General features: G+C 55.1%; 18 protein-coding genes and 1 riboswitch. Of the genes, 3 read left to right on the forward strand and 15 right to left on the reverse strand.

Annotation, left to right across the window (positions count from 1 at the left end):
- Positions 1 to 16 precede the first annotated feature (16 nt).
- The gene (locus IGW03_RS18910; protein WP_151638602.1) at positions 17 to 1012 is read left to right on the forward strand and encodes a toll/interleukin-1 receptor domain-containing protein; all 996 of its coding nucleotides are present in this window, start codon (positions 17 to 19) and stop codon (positions 1010 to 1012) included.
- Positions 1013 to 1456: 444 nt separating this feature from the next.
- Here IGW03_RS18910 and arsH read toward each other — a convergent pair whose 3' ends face one another.
- Genes arsH through IGW03_RS18945 form a run of 7 tightly spaced genes read right to left on the reverse strand, consistent with a single transcriptional unit; the run spans position 1457 to position 5599 of the window.
- On the reverse strand, positions 1457 to 2218 hold the full coding sequence (gene arsH / locus IGW03_RS18915) for an arsenical resistance protein ArsH (RefSeq protein WP_151638603.1): 762 nt from the start codon (positions 2216 to 2218) through the stop codon (positions 1457 to 1459).
- Positions 2211 to 2642 carry an arsenate reductase (glutaredoxin) gene (arsC, locus tag IGW03_RS18920; RefSeq protein WP_151638604.1) on the reverse strand — a complete coding sequence of 144 codons (432 nt, stop codon included), beginning with the start codon at positions 2640 to 2642 and terminating at the stop codon, positions 2211 to 2213. Before arsC ends, arsH begins: the two co-directional genes overlap by 8 nt.
- A 4-nt stretch (positions 2643 to 2646) precedes the next feature.
- Positions 2647 to 3717, reverse strand: a complete 1071-nt coding sequence (gene arsB, locus IGW03_RS18925; RefSeq protein WP_151638605.1) for an ACR3 family arsenite efflux transporter — start codon at positions 3715 to 3717, stop codon at positions 2647 to 2649.
- Between the two features lie 57 nt (positions 3718 to 3774).
- Complete coding sequence (locus IGW03_RS18930; protein ID WP_151638606.1) at positions 3775 to 4284, reverse strand: arsenate reductase ArsC; 510 nt, start codon at positions 4282 to 4284, stop codon at positions 3775 to 3777.
- 8 nt (positions 4285 to 4292) lie between these two features.
- Positions 4293 to 4739, reverse strand: coding sequence for an arsenic resistance N-acetyltransferase ArsN2 (gene arsN2 / locus IGW03_RS39055; protein ID WP_151638607.1), 447 nt, complete (start codon positions 4737 to 4739; stop codon positions 4293 to 4295).
- A gap of 3 nt (positions 4740 to 4742) precedes the next feature.
- Entirely contained in the window at positions 4743 to 5264 is a 522-nt protein-coding gene (locus IGW03_RS18940; protein ID WP_151638608.1) for an ArsI/CadI family heavy metal resistance metalloenzyme, read from the reverse strand.
- Positions 5261 to 5599 (reverse strand): ArsR/SmtB family transcription factor, encoded by a 339-nt coding sequence (locus IGW03_RS18945; RefSeq protein WP_151638609.1) that lies wholly within the window; start codon positions 5597 to 5599, stop codon positions 5261 to 5263. The genes IGW03_RS18940 and IGW03_RS18945 overlap by 4 nt, the downstream gene beginning before the upstream one ends.
- Before the next feature lie 152 nt (positions 5600 to 5751).
- Positions 5752 to 5921: riboswitch (yybP-ykoY riboswitch) on the forward strand.
- 13 nt (positions 5922 to 5934) lie between these two features.
- On the opposite strand from IGW03_RS18945, the gene mntP reads away from it, so the two are divergent.
- The gene (gene mntP, locus IGW03_RS18950) at positions 5935 to 6501 is read left to right on the forward strand and encodes a manganese efflux pump MntP (RefSeq protein WP_151638610.1); all 567 of its coding nucleotides are present in this window, start codon (positions 5935 to 5937) and stop codon (positions 6499 to 6501) included.
- Between the two features lie 107 nt (positions 6502 to 6608).
- Here the strand turns inward: mntP and IGW03_RS18955 are convergent, their stop codons facing one another.
- The 8 genes from IGW03_RS18955 to IGW03_RS18990 are packed head-to-tail and all read right to left on the reverse strand — an operon-like array spanning position 6609 to position 13748.
- A complete protein-coding gene (locus IGW03_RS18955) occupies positions 6609 to 7022 on the reverse strand; it encodes a DUF411 domain-containing protein (RefSeq protein WP_151638611.1) in 414 nt (137 codons plus the stop codon).
- Between the two features lie 13 nt (positions 7023 to 7035).
- Entirely contained in the window at positions 7036 to 7422 is a 387-nt protein-coding gene (locus IGW03_RS18960) for a copper-binding protein (protein WP_192805254.1), read from the reverse strand.
- Positions 7423 to 7459: 37 nt separating this feature from the next.
- Positions 7460 to 10624 (reverse strand): efflux RND transporter permease subunit, encoded by a 3165-nt coding sequence (locus IGW03_RS18965; protein ID WP_194724103.1) that lies wholly within the window; start codon positions 10622 to 10624, stop codon positions 7460 to 7462.
- Positions 10621 to 12021 carry an efflux RND transporter periplasmic adaptor subunit gene (locus tag IGW03_RS18970; protein ID WP_194724104.1) on the reverse strand — a complete coding sequence of 467 codons (1401 nt, stop codon included), beginning with the start codon at positions 12019 to 12021 and terminating at the stop codon, positions 10621 to 10623. Before IGW03_RS18970 ends, IGW03_RS18965 begins: the two co-directional genes overlap by 4 nt.
- 36 nt (positions 12022 to 12057) lie before the next feature.
- Positions 12058 to 13044, reverse strand: a complete 987-nt coding sequence (gene dmeF / locus IGW03_RS18975; RefSeq protein ID WP_151638614.1) for a CDF family Co(II)/Ni(II) efflux transporter DmeF — start codon at positions 13042 to 13044, stop codon at positions 12058 to 12060.
- Positions 13045 to 13069: 25 nt separating this feature from the next.
- Positions 13070 to 13246: a DUF1289 domain-containing protein gene (locus IGW03_RS18980; protein ID WP_151638615.1), complete on the reverse strand. Its 177-nt coding sequence runs from the start codon at positions 13244 to 13246 to the stop codon at positions 13070 to 13072.
- Between the two features lie 9 nt (positions 13247 to 13255).
- Positions 13256 to 13534, reverse strand: a complete 279-nt coding sequence (locus IGW03_RS18985) for a metal/formaldehyde-sensitive transcriptional repressor (protein ID WP_151638616.1) — start codon at positions 13532 to 13534, stop codon at positions 13256 to 13258.
- A 40-nt stretch (positions 13535 to 13574) separates the two neighbouring features.
- On the reverse strand, positions 13575 to 13748 hold the full coding sequence (locus tag IGW03_RS18990; protein WP_192805255.1) for a hypothetical protein: 174 nt from the start codon (positions 13746 to 13748) through the stop codon (positions 13575 to 13577).
- 540 nt (positions 13749 to 14288) lie between these two features.
- On the opposite strand from IGW03_RS18990, the gene IGW03_RS18995 reads away from it, so the two are divergent.
- Positions 14289 to 15158, forward strand: a complete 870-nt coding sequence (locus tag IGW03_RS18995) for a hypothetical protein (RefSeq protein ID WP_194724105.1) — start codon at positions 14289 to 14291, stop codon at positions 15156 to 15158.
- Positions 15159 to 15162 lie beyond the last annotated feature (4 nt).

Here is a 15162-nt window from a genome sequence, read left to right on the forward strand (position 1 = left end):
GAAACAGGAATCACGGATGGCAACAGTTTTCTTCTCATATAGCCACGTTGACGAAGCGCTCAGAGACAAGCTCGAGGAGCACCTGTCGATGTTGAAGCATCAGGGCCTCATCGAATCTTGGCATGACCGGCGTATTCTCGCTGGGTCCAACATTGACGATGAAATTGATGAGAATCTCGAGAAAGCGGACGTCATCCTCTTACTCGTAAGTTCTAGCTTCATTGCGTCGAGCTATTGCTATGGCCAAGAAATGAAGCGCGCAATGGAGCGGCATCACGAAGGAACGGCTCGAGTCATTCCCGTGATTCTTCGCACATGTGACTGGCACCCAGCTCCGTTCGGTAAGCTGTTGGGTGCGCCTAAGGACGGCAAGGCCGTTACCACTTGGCCTGACCAGGACGAGGCCTTCACCGACGTAGCAAGACAGGTCCGCCAAGTAGTTACAGCAACTACTACTAGAAAGGAAGTGGCACAGCCGGCTTCGGCTACCGGCGCTCGTCAAGAGGCTTTCCTGGCATCGCCCGCGAGACCCGCATCGGCGGCCGCGCAGGAACCAAGCCTCACCCCGCGCTCCAGCAACCTCCGTTTGAAGAAGGATTTTACGGAGTTCGACCGTGACCAGTTTCTGCTCGACTCATTCGAATACATGGCGCGCTTTTTCGACACGTCACTGCAAGAGCTTGCGGCCCGCAATCCTGGCACCCGAGGACGTTTTCAGCGCATTGACGGTCGTTCTTTTACTGCCGTAATTTACCGCGACGGAAATGGACTTGCTGAATGCACCATTCGCGTCGATGGTCACGGCGGACGTAATAACTACCTGTCGTACGTAAACAGCGCCTCGGCGCCTCCGGGCACATCAAACGAGATGATGCATGTCGAAAGCGATAACCAAACGCTGTACTTCAAGCCGCTCGGAATGCGAGTTTTTGGCGGCCGGCAGGAGCAGAAGCTATCTCAAGAGGGAGCGTCGGAGTATTTCTGGGATATGTTGATTGAGCACCTCCAGTAAGAGGTCGGGAATCAATTCCCATTTGGATCAGTAGAAGCAAGTGTATGCGTAGTTGGCTGGCCTCTACAGCGTTATATCGGTAGGAATTCGTTGATTTCCCGAGCTGTGTCTCGAGCGCTACGCATCACCCCAATGAGCGTAGCAGACGCGAAGCCAGTCCACTCGCCATAGCCTACAAGCCAAAGACGTCCTTCACTTTTTGCGTGGGTCCCGAGCACATCAACCCGCCCGTTCGGCGTAACACCACCCAATTCTTCGAGATGCTTTAGAACTGGCTCGAAGCCAGTGCACCAAATAATTGCTTCGACGACCTCCTGGCTATTGTTGGTCCAGACAACCCCACCTTCTGTGAAATGGTCGACAACTTTAGGGTGGTCGAACACTCCTCGAGAACGAGCTTCACGAACAGGCGGAACCATGACAATGCGCACAGCTGTTCCGGACTTACTCCAGTTCGTCCTTTGTTTCGTCCTGGCTAGTTTCGTGGCTCATTGCGGCTGCAGCTAAGCTAGTAGCCAAATCCGGAAACGCTTCCTTTCGTTCACTGTATCGGCTCGTCAGGTAGTCCGAACGGTCTCGCACAAGCAAAGTGAACTTGTAGAGCTCTTCCATGACGTCCACCAGACGCTCATAGTAGGACGATGGCTTCATGCGCCCGTTATCATCGAACTCCTGATACGCCTTGGCCACCGAAGATTGGTTCGGTATGGTCACCATCCGCATCCACCGCCCCAAGACTCGCAGCTGGTTGACCGCATTGAAGGACTGCGAACCTCCCGATACCTGCATGACCGCCAGAGTACGTCCCTGTGTCGGGCGAATGCTTCCAATTTCCAGAGGTAGCCAATCGATTTGGGACTTGAACACGCCGGTCATCGCACCGTGGCGCTCTGGACTGCACCAAACTTGCCCTTCGGACCACTCTGACAGCTTTCGGAGCTCCTGCACCTTGGGATGGTCCGCGGGACAGCTGTCCACCATTGGGAGGCCGTGCGGGTCAAACACCCGCGTTTCCGCACCGAAGTGCTGCAAAATACGCTCCGCTTCCAAGGTAAGGAGGCGGCTGTAGGACTTCTCGCGCAGTGAGCCGTACAGCAGCAGGATGCGCGGCGGATGCGTAGACACCGTCGCTGCATCTAGCTTTTCCTGCGTCGGCACGTCGAGATGCGGGGCGCTGACGTTGGGGAGGTTCGACAGGTCAGCCATTTCCTTTGACCCTCCTACCATCGGCGTCAATGACAGCTTCACCGTCTTCCTTGCTGAACGGGCCTTTCTGCGGCAATGGGAGGATGTCAAGCGCTACCTCGGACGGGCGGCATAGACGAACGCCGACCGGGGTAACGACGAAAGGCCGATTGATGAGAATCGGGTTGGCCAGCATAGCGTCCAGCAGTTGCTCGTCGGTCAGCGCCGGGTTGTCGAGGCCGAGCTCGGCATACGGCGTACCCTTTTCCCTGATGGCTTCGCGCACCGTCAGGCCGGCTTTCGCAATTATTTCCTTCAGTTCTTCCCGGCTAGGTGGCGTGTTCAGGTACTCGATGACCTGCGGCTCGACACCGGTATTTCGGATGAGCGCGAGGGTGTTGCGAGACGTGCCGCAGCTAGGGTTGTGGTAAATCTTGATATCCATGGGGTTATGCCTTTGCTTCGTACCAAGTCTGCGAGCGGTTGACGACACCAACAACTAGCAGCATTACAGGGACTTCGATGAGAACGCCGACGACCGTCGCCAAAGCAGCGCCGGACTGAAATCCGAATAGGCTAATGGCGGTAGCTACTGCCAGCTCAAAGAAGTTAGACGCTCCGATAAGACTGGATGGACCAGCAACGCAATGGGCGACGCCCAACTTCCGGTTCAGGAGATACGCAAGACCCGAGTTGAAGAACACCTGAATCAGGATGGGCACGGCCAAGATGGCGATGACCAGCGGTTGCTCCGTGATTGCTTCACCCTGGAAGGCAAACAGGAGCACAAGGGTCAGAAGCAGCGCCGAAATCGAGAACGGGCCGAGTTTCCCGACCGCGCTCTCCAGGTGACCCGGTCCCTTGGCCAGCAAGGACTTGCGAATCAGCTGCGCGAGGATGACCGGCACAATGATGTACAGGCCAACCGACGTAATCAAGGTGTCCCACGGCACGGTGATAGAAGACAATCCGAGCAACAGTGCGACCAAGGGAGCAAACGCCACAATCATGATGGCGTCGTTGAGGGCGACTTGGGATAGCGTGAAGTACGGGTCACCTTTGCACAGCTGGCTCCAAATGAAAACCATTGCCGTACACGGGGCGGCTGCGAGCAAGATAAGCCCTGCAATGTAGCTGTCCAGTTGGTCTGCCGGCAGCCATGCAGCAAACACGTGGCGGACGAATATCCATCCGAGCAATGCCATCGAAAACGGTTTTATCAGCCAGTTGATGGCAAGGGTTACGCCGATACCGCGCCAGTGCCCCTTCACCTGCGAAAGCGCGGCAAAATCAATCTTGATGAGCATCGGAATAATCATTACCCAAATGAGTATCCCAACCGGAATATTCACTTGGGCGACCTCGAGTTGTGCGATGCCATGAAAGACCGAGGGAAATGCCTTGCCGAAGATGATGCCGGCAACAATGCAAAGCGCTACCCAGATAGTGAGGTAGCGCTCAAAGAAACCGATGGCCGGAGCAGCACCGCCGGCAACAGCAGTAGTGTGTGTCGTTGTCATTATTGTGCAGACGTTGAAAATGCCACGCATTTTCCGAGACGTGGCGGTAAATCAAATTTATGCCGGCGTGACCGGTGTATCGCCAATCTTTTTGATTTCCTGCTGAATGGCGTGCTTTTCGAGCATGTTGAGCGGCAGGCTGACAAATGCATTCATGCGGGCCATGATTTGCTTGAAGATCATTTCGAATGCGTCACGCTTTTCTTCATCTGTGCCTTCAACGGCTGCTGGGTCTTCGAAGCCCCAATGCGCAGTTGCAGGATGGCCGGGCCAAATCGGGCATTCTTCACCTGCAGCGTTGTCGCAAACCGTAATGATGAAGTCCATATGGGGTGCACCAGGAGCGGCAAACTCATCCCAGCTCTTGCTCCGCAAATTGTCGACTGGGTAACCAGTCTTCTTCACCTGTTCGATGGCGAAAGGATTGACCTTGCCGCCAGGCTTGCTTCCAGCGCTGAAGCCCTGAAAGCGCCCATGTCCCATAGTAGTTACGAGTGCTTCTGCCATGATGGAACGTGCGGAGTTGCCCGTGCAGAGAAACAGCACGTTGAAAGTCTTGTCGGTCATGATTTTCCCTAAGGTTCTTGGATAAGGCGCCGCCGCATGCAGACAGCTTGCGACGGACATAAGCTAGAAAATTCTGCTGTTTTCTGTAGTTCAGACGGTGCCGCGCGGCGCTCGATGAGTTCATACCCACGGCGCTCGAAGAAATCGGCTGCGGTTGTCGTGAGCAGGTACAGGGTGCCCACACCGGTTCGCCGAGCATGCTCTTCTATGGCGTCGGCCAATTGCTTGCCGAGCCCGGTGAACCGGTTTTCCGGCCGTACGGCGAGGGAGCGCAAGAGCGCATCTTTGCCGTATCGCTCCAACCCCACTATCCCAAGGACAGACCGCCCACCTTCCGCGACCAGGAGATCAGCGAGGTGCGCAGTGGTCAGGTCTTGGTACGGGAGGCCGGTGTCCTCGAGTAAGCCGAGGACTGCCGGCAGGTCTTGTGATGCGGCGAACCGAAGCGGGGTCATGGTTCAGCAGCAGGCGGCCGTTGTGCTCTTCTGCGTATTCGGCACGCAGCACGGCGCGTCAGCCGAAACTTTGATACGCGGCTTAGCGAGCGGTACGCAGCATGCCTCGGTGCCGGCAGCGGTTTCTCCCGGTGCGGCGGTCTTATTAGGCTCGCCGAATACAGGAATGGTGTCGAGCGTATGGAAAGTCTCCCATGCGATTCCGGAGGGGTCGTTGACCCAATACTTGTCCGACTTGGCGTAGCAGCAGGCGACGCCCTCTTCCTTCTCCACGTCCGGCTGGAGGGCACCGAGGCGGCACTGCATTTCGCTCAATTCTGTGCCCGACTCAACCTGGATGCCGAGATGGTTCAGGCCCACTTCGGCTCCACGCTGAGAGATAGCGAAATTTACGCGAGGGTCATCGAGCATCAACTTCGCATAGTCCGTTTTCACGACGGTAGGTTCCGTGGCAAACATGCCAGAGTAGAACTTGATGCTGTCAGCAAGGTTGTCGACGGAGACGTGTACGTGCAGGCGTTTCATGAGCAAGCTCCTTCATTGGAACAGTTGGAAACGCGGACAGGAGAACAAACATTCCCACCGCAGCAGTTCTCGGTCAAAAACCCGAGCAAACCGTTCATAGCCTCGAAATTGGCCGCGTAAATGAGCGAACGTCCTTCCCGCGTCTGGGACACTAGATTGGCGTGCAGCAACTCCTTCAGATGGAAGGACAGCAGGGACGGAGCGATTCCGACGCCCTCTGCAATTTGCGTCGCTGGTAACCCACCAGGGCCGGCTTGCACTAGGAGGCGAAAGACCGCCAAGCGGGTCTCTTGTGCAAGGGCTGCGAGGCCAGCAACAACGCTTTTGACATCCATTTCAATATTCCTTGAATTGTTTTATTCAATAATAGTTGAAATGTTTTACTATTTCAAGACAAGATTTATGACTTTCCTTGCAACAAAGGGCATTGTTCTATTCCAAACACCAAGTCAGTTAGGACGAGAACAAAATAAGCACGTGGTATATTCAAATTCCCTATGGGGAGTAGCCGGCTTCCACGCAGGAAGCGTCCGCATCAACATACTCGGTGGAATCAATCCATCGTGGTGCGGACAACCGGAAGGTTGGCGAGACCATTGGCATGCCAGCACGAGGTAGGACGGGCCGTGCTCCGCATGCCATTTGTACTCGCCCGGCCTAAAGGCTTCCAATGAATTTCTTCTCCACTATCCTGATTGCCCTTGCAATGTCTACCGACGCCTTTGCGGCGGCAGTAGGCAAAGGTGCTGCACTTCACAAGCCGCGATTACAGGAGGCACTTCGGACTGGGCTCATCTTTGGAATCATCGAAGCACTGACGCCAGTTGTTGGTTGGCTAGTTGGACAAGTCGCCGCACCGTACGTTGAGGCATGGGACCACTGGATTGCTTTCGTCCTACTTGGAATTCTTGGCGTGCGGATGATTCAGGAAGGTTTTTCTGAGCCAGAAGTTGAGGACACCAAACCAGGAAGGCACTCTTTCTGGATATTGGCTGTGACCGGTTTTGCAACGAGTATCGATGCAATGGTCGTTGGGGTCGGCTTGGCGTTTATGGACGCAAATATCGTGATTACTGCCGCTGCCATTGGGCTGGCCACGTTCACCATGGTTACGCTTGGAGTAATGGTTGGCAGAGTGCTTGGCATCATTGTTGGCAAGCGAGCGGAAATCATGGGTGGCATCATCTTGATTGGTATTGGATGCCTCATCCTTTACGAGCATATCGGTAAAGCATAGCCATCGTTTCCATTGTGCTGGCTCTTAGGAACTTACAAATAGAAAGGGACAAGCTCAGCTTGCCCCTTTTGTCGCTCGACAAGTCATTACCATGACCTGCTCGAAAATCAGTCCTTGGAAAAGGCTTTTCCAGAAAAGTCGACTGTCACGAGCGTCCCGTCCAGTTTGCCCATACCAGGCGCATTTAACGGCATGCCCGGAGCCGATACCCCTTTGACCTTCGGCTGCGCGATGAGCTTCGCAACTGCGGCTGCTGGAACATGTCCTTCTATGACTTGACCCGATGCCTCGGCCACCCCGGTATGGCAGGATGCCAGCTTTTCCGGCACCCCAAGCCGCTTCTTGACTGCCGACATATCCTCAGAATTGATGGCATTGACCTTGTAACCTGACTCACGCAGGTGCTCAACCCATCCTTCACAGCAACCACAGTTTGCGTCCTTGTAGACGGTTATCGCTTCACCCCCGGCATACACCACCGAGGAAGCTGCAACAAGCAATGAAAAAAGCAATTTCTTCATAGTCAAATCTCTCTTACTTTTGAACGGTCAACGAGGTGACCATCGGGGCATTGTCTACGTTCTCAATGGTGAATTTCACCTTGTCACCGGCCTTCACGTTGGACAGCATTGCGGTATCGCTGACAGTGAAAGCCATCGTCATTGGCGGCATTTCAACCGTCTTGGACTTGATAGGGCCATGGTTCAATGTGATGCTCTTCTTTGCCTTATCAACAGCCTTTACTTCAGCTTCATTGTCGCCAAAAGTCCTTTTTGTAGTCTTTGTGCTTTGGTTTCCCATGTTGTCCATTTTCATACCACCCATGTCGCTCATGCCCCCTTTGCCTTGGTCAGCGGAAGCGTTTAGAGCCAGTGCAGCCATTGCCGCAACGAGTGCGAATTTGTATTTGGAAGAGTTCATTTTGTTGCTCCTGTAGGACTAGGTAAAAAATAATGTGTCATGCCTTGACACTATTCGGCTGAAAATTTACGGCAATACGCAGCTTCCGCTCCTGGAGAAGACGCCACGCTGCCGGAATAACAAAGAGCGATAACAGGGGGGCTGTGACCATGCCCCCTACCATCGGTGCGGCAATACGCTGCATGACCTCGGACCCGGCACCGCTGCCGTACATAATGGGAAGCAAACCAGCAAGAATCACCGCGACGGTCATGGCTTTGGGCCGGACGCGCAGCACTGCCCCCTCTCGAATTGCCTCGAGAATCAGTTCCTTGGTCAACGGCTGCCCGCTCCGAAGGCGAGCGTCCAGCGAGTTTCTAAGGTAGACCAGCATCACAACACCGAACTCGGCCGCCAGACCGGCCAGGGCGATGAACCCGACGGCGGTGGCCACCGAAACCGCATGCCCGAGCGTCCAGACAAACCAGAAGCCGCCAATCAGAGCAAACGGAACGGTCAGCATTAGCAGCAGTGCTTCAGACGTAGAGCGGAACGCCAAGTACAGGAGCAGGAAAATCACCGTCAACGTCAATGGGATAACCGTCTGCAGCTTCGCCGCCGCGCGCTCCAGGTATTCGAACTGCCCTGACCATCCAATTGAATAGCCTGGTGGCAGTTTGACCTCCTTCTGTACTGCTGCCTGCATCGCATTCACAGCAGACCGTAAGTCCGTTCCTCGCACGTCGACGTACACCCAGCCGGATAGCCTGGCGTTTTCGCTACGAATCATCGGCGGGCCATCAGTCACCTGGACTTGGGCCACGTCACCCAGCCGAATCTGTGCCCCTCGCTCCGTCACTACGGGCAGTTCTCGTAAGTTTTGGACTGAATCCCGGTAATCCCTGGGATATCGGACGTTAATAGGGAAGCGCTGTCGTCCGTCGACGACTTCGCCGACGTTTTCACCTCCTATCGCCGAAGAGACCACGGACTGGACGTCGGTGACGGCAAGGCCGTAGCGAGCTGCTTGTCGTCTATCTATGGTGACGTCAATGTAGCGCCCGCCGCTCAGCCGTTCAGCCAAAGCGGACGTCACGCCCGGCACCTTTTTCACAACGGCCTCAATCTGACTCGCAATTTGGTCAATCTGGTTCAGGTCACCACCAGACACCTTCACACCGACAGGCGTTTTTATACCGGTCGAGAGCATGTCGATGCGGTTACGAATCGGTGGAACCCAGACATTCGACAATCCAGGCACCTTGACGACGCTGTCCAGCTCTTCGACCAGCTTCTCGGGCGTCATTCCCGGACGCCATTGGTCCCTTGGCTTGAACTGAATAGTCGTCTCGAACATTTCCAGAGGTGCCGGGTCGGTCGCTGACTCAGCCCGTCCCGCCTTGCCAAATACGGTTGCCACTTCCGGCACTGTTTTGATGAGCCGGTCCGTTTGCTGCAGCAGTTCGCTGGCTTTCGATGCCGCCAAGCCCGGAAGCGCAGATGGCATATACAGCAAATCTCCTTCATCAAGCGGCGGCATGAACTCACCACCAAGCCGGGAAATTGGGATAGCGGTCAAGGCAAGAGCCACGACGGCAACCGCGATTACTACGATTGGATGCCGCAATGTAGCTTCCAACAGCGGGCGGTACGCCGCTATCAAAATCCGATTGAGGGGATTGGATGCTTCGCTTGGAATGCGCCCGCGAATCAGGTAGCCCATCAGCACAGGCACCAAGGTGATAGCAAGGCCTGCCGCCGCTGCCAGCGTGTAGGTCTTGGTGTAAGCCAGAGGCGCGATCAACTTGCCTTCCTGTGCCTCAAGGGCAAAGACAGGCAGAAACGACAGGGTCACAATCAGAAGCGAGAAAAACAGGGCCGGACCGACCTCAATCGACGCGTCCGTCACAATCTTCCAGCGCTCCTGGGTTGTGAGCTCCTTGTCGGGATGGGCGTGTTCATAGGCCTCAAGGTGCTTGTGGACATTCTCAATCATGACAATGGCCGCATCGACCATGGCTCCAATCGCAATCGCGATGCCCCCGAGCGACATGATGTTTGCATTCACGCCCTGGTAACGCATGACGATGAACGCAGCAAGAATACCCAGTGGCAAGGAGACGATGGCCACGAACGCGCTGCGAAGATGGAATAGGAATATCGCGCAGACGACAGCGACAACGATGAACTCCTCAATGAGCTTATTTCGCAGGTTGTTGACCGCTGCTTTTATCAGGTTCGAGCGGTCGTAGGTTGTGACCACCTCCACTCCCTTCGGCAAGGAGGACTGGAGCGTGTCGAGTTTGGCCTTCACGGCATCAATCGTCTGTAGGGCATTTTTACCGGAACGCATCACGATGACGCCACCAGCAACCTCTCCCTCGCCATTGAGCTCGGCAATACCCCGCCGCATTTCAGGACCAAGCCGGATGGTGGCCACATCACGCAGCAAAACCGGCGTTCCGGCCTCGTTTGCATTCAGGACGATGTTCCGGAAATCTTCCAACGAACGCAGGTAACCGCGCGAGCGCACCATGTACTCAGTTTCGGCCATTTCGACGACCGAGCCACCTGACTCTTCATTTGCCTTGCCAAGCGATTCAAGGACTTTGGCGTGGGAGATACCGAAGACACGAAGCTTGTCTGGGTCCAAGACGACCTGATACTGCCGGACCATCCCACCGATGCTGGCCACTTCCGCGACATCCGGCACCGTTTTCAGCTCGAATCTCAGGAACCAGTCATTCAACGCACGTAGCTGGCTCAAGTCGTTCTGCCCGGTGCGGTCAATTAGTGCATATTCGAAGACCCAGCCTACCCCGGTACCGTCCGGCCCCAGCTCCGCACGTACGCCCTGCGGTAGGCGGCCCTGCACCTGGTTGATGTACTCCAGCACCCGAGAACGGGCCCAGTACAGGTCGGTAGAATCGTCAAACAACACGTAGACGAAGGAGTCACCAAAGAACGAATATCCACGTACGGTCTTAGCGCCTGGGACAGCCAGAAGCGTAGTCGTCAGTGGATAAGTGACCTGGTCCTCGACAATCTGAGGCGCTTTACCAGGATACTGAGCGCGGATGATGACCTGCGTGTCTGACAAGTCGGGCAACGCGTCGAGCGGTGTCTTCCCCAGAGACCACAGTCCCCAGGCAGCCAGAATCGCCGTTGCGAACAGGACAAAGAAGCGGTTGGCGATGGAGTGCCGAATGATTTGGGCAATCATTTCTTTCCTCCGCCAGCTGGCTTCACGTCCTGAAGCATGTAGCTGCCGTCATCACCCTCCTTGAACGAGAACTCCACGTCTTGGCCAACCTTGGCCTCCGCAAAAGCGTCTGGCTTTGGTTTGCCGAAGTCCATTGTCATGGCGGGCCACTTCAGCTCAGGAATCGGTCCATGGGACAAGGTCAGTGAGCTTGGGGACACCTTTTCGACCTTGCCGACCCCTCGGTAAACCCCTGGAACAGCGATAGGAGAATACTGCGGTTGAGACTTCTGCCCTTGCTCTTGTTCGCTTCCGGCAAACTTCGGCAGAACCGATTTCAGCCGCGCCTCCGAGTCGATGAGGAACTGTCCTGAAGCGACCACCTTTTGGCCCTCGTTTAAACCGCTCAGAATCTCCGTGTCGTCGCCGATATCTCGCCCGGTTGTTACTTGTACCGGCTGGATGCTATTGTTTTCGCCCGTAACCAAGACGACCGAGCGCTTCCCGCTCGTAATAACGGCTTCGGTTGGAACAAGGAGCCGTGGCACCGCCTTCTCGCCGCCGACCTTTACCCGCATCAGCATGCCCGGTGTGAGGCTGCCGTCACGGTTGTCCAGTTCCAGCCGTGCCTGCACCGTCCTGGTTGTCGAACTCACGCCTGGGAGAACTTCCCGGACCTTTCCGGCATACTTCTGCTCCGTATTTCCTGCAAAGGTTGCCTCTACCTGCATGCCAGGACGGACCAAATTGGCCTGCATGCCTGGCGAAACCATTGCACCATCACGAACGCCGAGTTCCGTAATGACGCCGGTAACAGGCGATGCGAGCGTCAGGGTTCTCTGTACTTTTCCAGTCCTCTCTAACTGGGTCACGAAGCTGTCAGGGATGGAAAGTGCGCGCATGCGGTCGCGAGCAGCAGACGCCAGAGCATCGTTGCCGCTACGCTTCAATGCCAAGTACTCCTCCTGGGGCGCAATCCACTCAGGCACAAATAGCGTCGCAACCGGTTCGCCGCGCTTAACGCGCTGCATGGGCGCCCGGGCATGAAGTCGCTCGATGTAGCCGGTCACCCGACTCTGCACGACTTCTGCAACGCTCTCGTCAAACTGGGTAGTGCCAACCAACTCGAATGCGTCTCTAGTCTCCTCTCGCCGAACGGTGGCGTATCGGATACCCAGATTCTGCTGGAGTGTCGGATTGACCGTCACTCCTCCTTCGCCACCGGCCTCGTCCGCGTAGACCGGGACAAGCTGCATGTCCATAAAGGGACTTTTGCCCGGCTTATCGAATTTCTGGCCGGGCACCATGGGGTCGTGCCAATACAGGACCTTGCGTCCGGTCTTCGGGTCAGTCTTCTCGCCGGACGCCTCTTGGCTCGTTGCAGCCGGCTGCGAGTACTTGCAGTTGGTTGACCGCATTGGCAACTGTATTCGGGCTCTATGGCTATTGCAGCTCTAGCACTGATGGTGAATCTCAATTGTCGAGTGCACGATTTCTTCATGTATCGACAGCTCATCTCGGATCTTGCTGGCTGTAAGGCATGTGTCTTCGGTGACTACACTTAGGGCACAGGAGTAGAACCGCCGCCCTACTCGCCAGACATGCAGGTCGACAAGCTTGGTATGCCTGATGTTGTCGTTAGCCTCGATAACCTCCCGTATTTCCGCAACAACGGGTGCGTCCATTTCCCGATCTACTAGCACTTTACCAGTGTCTACAATCAGGTTCTTTGCCCAGACAGCCACCAGCACGGCACCGACAATCCCCATTAATGGGTCAAGCCAATTCCATCCATACAACCATCCGCCTACCAGTGCAGCAATCGCCAGGAACGATGTGGCAGCATCTGCGATAACGTGCACGTAGGCGGACTTGAGATTGAGGTCATGGTGCCCGTGATGGTCGTCATCGCCATGTTCATGCTGACCGTGCTCATGGCCATGATGGTGCCCATGCTCACCATGGTGATGGTGCGCACCGCCAAGAATCAGGGCGCAAGCAATGTTCACCACAAGACCGATGGCTGCAATGATAATTGCATCTCGATAGTGAATCGGCTCAGGCGCAAAGATCCGTTCAATGGAGCTGATCGCCATCACCGCTGCAATACCCAGCAAGAACACTGCACTTGTATAACCAGCCAATATCTCGATTTTCCACGTCCCAAATGCGAACCTCGGGTCTTTTGCATACTTACGGGCAGCTGAGTACGCGAAGGCACTGAGTCCAATCGCTAGCGTATGGGAACTCATATGCCACCCGTCAGCCAGAAGTGCCATCGAGTTGAACCACCACCCGGCCGCTATTTCAACAACCATCATTACTGCGGTAATCCACATCACGAGGCGCGTACTGCGTTCAGCAGCATGGCTTCCCTCAGCGAAAGTGTGGTCATGTACCCAATTGGAGACCTGGTTGTCGTGCCGCTGTGTACTGCTCATAACAATTCTTTCCGATATCGATGGCTTACTTGCCTACCAGTTTCTTTTCGCGTCGTGCGCGTTCATTGATGATTTGGTGGCGCCGGTGGTCTGTCATTTTCTTCCACTCCCGTGCCTCTGCTGCAGTGCGCAGGCAACCAGTACAGAATCCCGTCCTGCCATCGAACTTGCACAACTCAATACAGGGTGATTTCACAGCCATCTATATGCTCTACTTCAGGTAGGTTCGAACGACCTCAACTAGCTCATCAGCGCCTTTTGCACGTTCAGCATCACTCTCAATCGCAGGGCTGGCCACGTGCTCACGAATATGGTCTTCAATGACCTCAGCCATCAGGCCGTTCATCGCCCCGCGAGTCGCAGCCAGCAGTTGTAGCACCTCGGAACAACCGGCCTCGCCTTCAAGGGCACGCTCGACCGCTTCAATCTGGCCGCGAATGCGACGTACACGGTTTAGCAATTTGGTTTTCTCGCGGGATGTGTGTGCCACTAATTTCTCCATAAGGCTAATACCATAGGGGGGTATACTATCAGAAACGTTCGATACCCTTCTGACAGGTCGTTCTTAGCCCACTACTGCCGGCGGCAAATTTGGTAGTGTCGACGTTGGCATCGCCCGTACTGGAACGGATCGCCTTGGCGAGAGCAGCGAAATCATCTGCATGCATGTTTTGTAGATCGGGCCCCACCAGGTTGTTGGCCATGAGGACGCCGCTAACCGTCCCTTCAGTTTCAGGGCACGCCTGCGGTCCCGCAGGTCCATTAACCAGGTTCGAGCGATAAACTGTAATGACACCGCCAGCCATATGGCGTTGCCCGAAATAAATAGGAGCTTGTGTTAACGGACTGCTGAAACCGGAATACGAAGGTATGTAATCGCGAAGAAGTCGGCGGCACTTTATTATGATCAGGTTGTAAGCGCTGTTTGCCTGAGCCGGTAAAGGCTTCGTAGGGTTGCGCGTTGTTCGTCGAAGGCCGTGCTTTTAGGGAAACCCTCGGTCTCCCTGACGTTTGCGATGGGAAGATGAGCTTGTTGCGAATAATTGACTTTTCCACACTCTTTGCCATAAGCATTTCCGTATCGTCCCATCTATTGCAAAATTGCTATTGAACTAAGCGCGCGATAGTGGTTGCCCATATGCAACCTGTATGCGACCATCTTCCCTCTCGTACGGCAAACTCGATAACGAGAAGATGTTGGTAATATGGCAATTTTGAAGACGATGATTTGAAGGAAGTATGCTGTGCCGGGAATCGATCCCCTTGCTTTTATTATCATTTCCGCAGCTTTCGGTACCCTATGTGCTTTTGTCCTGTTTGTGCTGGGTTCCGGATTCCTTCGCGATATCAAGGGACTTGCGCACTGGGGTGCCGCTTGCATTACGATGGCTACGGCAGCATTCTTGTTTGCCCTGCGCGGAACAGTTCCGGTCTTGTTTTCGAGCTTTCTGCCAAATCTGCTAGTCGCTGTCGGCGTCGTTACCATGCACGCCAGTCTGACTGAGTATGGCGGCTTTAAAAGAAAGACAAAACTGCTGTTTCTTATATTGGGTGCCGCAGCACTTGCCCTGGCGTGGTTCACCTTCGTACAAGACAACTATCGGGCTCGCGTCATCACCATGAGCAGTACGCTTACTGTCCTCTTTACTGCATGCGCTCTATTGATTTTCCGGCTCAAGAAAAAAGGATTCGCGGAGCGATTTACCGGGTTGCTGTTTCTGGCTACCTCGGTCGTCATGCTGGCCCGTTGCACTGCCGCTTTCTTACAAAACAGCCGTGTGAGGCCAGATACCGATACCTCTCTGGTTCATAGCGTCTACATGGGCACGTTTGCCTTCTCGCTCGTCGCGCTTAGCCTCGGCTTCATGCTCATGGTCAGCCGTGCGATGCACATGAAACTCGAATTCCTGGCGACACGGGACCAAATGACGGGCGTGTACCGACGGGATGCGTTTCTTGCGCTGCTGGACCAGACGATTGCACAATCGAGAGTAAGCGGTCTTTCAAACACGTCCTTGCGCCGAGAACATGAATGCAAGAAGCTACCCGTTTTCATCAAACGGAGGAAGCGGGATGTCAACGGTGAGTCTGGAACAATGGCGTGTGCACATTGAAGCA

Origin of the sequence: Noviherbaspirillum malthae (assembly GCF_015352985.1) — a bacterium.
GTDB classification, from domain to species: Bacteria; Pseudomonadota; Gammaproteobacteria; order Burkholderiales; family Burkholderiaceae_D; genus Noviherbaspirillum; species Noviherbaspirillum malthae.

Excerpts from the sequence above, each read along its gene's own strand:
- IGW03_RS18945 (WP_151638609.1), bottom strand. The coding sequence starts at position 5,599 with ATGGATGTCAAAAGCGTTGTTGCTGGCCTCGCAGCCCTTGCACAAGAG.
- arsB (WP_151638605.1), bottom strand. The coding sequence starts at position 3,717 with ATGACAACGACACACACTACTGCTGTTGCCGGCGGTGCTGCTCCGGCC.
- IGW03_RS18980 (WP_151638615.1), bottom strand. The coding sequence starts at position 13,246 with ATGGCTGTGAAATCACCCTGTATTGAGTTGTGCAAGTTCGATGGCAGG.
- IGW03_RS18965 (WP_194724103.1), bottom strand. The coding sequence starts at position 10,624 with ATGATTGCCCAAATCATTCGGCACTCCATCGCCAACCGCTTCTTTGTC.
- arsN2 (WP_151638607.1), bottom strand. The coding sequence starts at position 4,739 with ATGACCCCGCTTCGGTTCGCCGCATCACAAGACCTGCCGGCAGTCCTC.
- mntP (WP_151638610.1), top strand. The coding sequence starts at position 5,935 with ATGAATTTCTTCTCCACTATCCTGATTGCCCTTGCAATGTCTACCGAC.
- IGW03_RS18960 (WP_192805254.1), bottom strand. The coding sequence starts at position 7,422 with ATGAACTCTTCCAAATACAAATTCGCACTCGTTGCGGCAATGGCTGCA.
- arsH (WP_151638603.1), bottom strand. The coding sequence starts at position 2,218 with ATGGCTGACCTGTCGAACCTCCCCAACGTCAGCGCCCCGCATCTCGAC.
- arsC (WP_151638604.1), bottom strand. The coding sequence starts at position 2,642 with ATGGATATCAAGATTTACCACAACCCTAGCTGCGGCACGTCTCGCAAC.
- dmeF (WP_151638614.1), bottom strand. The coding sequence starts at position 13,044 with ATGAGCAGTACACAGCGGCACGACAACCAGGTCTCCAATTGGGTACAT.
- IGW03_RS18910 (WP_151638602.1), top strand. The coding sequence starts at position 17 with ATGGCAACAGTTTTCTTCTCATATAGCCACGTTGACGAAGCGCTCAGA.
- IGW03_RS18955 (WP_151638611.1), bottom strand. The coding sequence starts at position 7,022 with ATGAAGAAATTGCTTTTTTCATTGCTTGTTGCAGCTTCCTCGGTGGTG.
- IGW03_RS18930 (WP_151638606.1), bottom strand. The coding sequence starts at position 4,284 with ATGACCGACAAGACTTTCAACGTGCTGTTTCTCTGCACGGGCAACTCC.
- IGW03_RS18990 (WP_192805255.1), bottom strand. The coding sequence starts at position 13,748 with ATGGCCAACAACCTGGTGGGGCCCGATCTACAAAACATGCATGCAGAT.
- IGW03_RS18970 (WP_194724104.1), bottom strand. The coding sequence starts at position 12,021 with ATGCGGTCAACCAACTGCAAGTACTCGCAGCCGGCTGCAACGAGCCAA.
- IGW03_RS18940 (WP_151638608.1), bottom strand. The coding sequence starts at position 5,264 with ATGAAACGCCTGCACGTACACGTCTCCGTCGACAACCTTGCTGACAGC.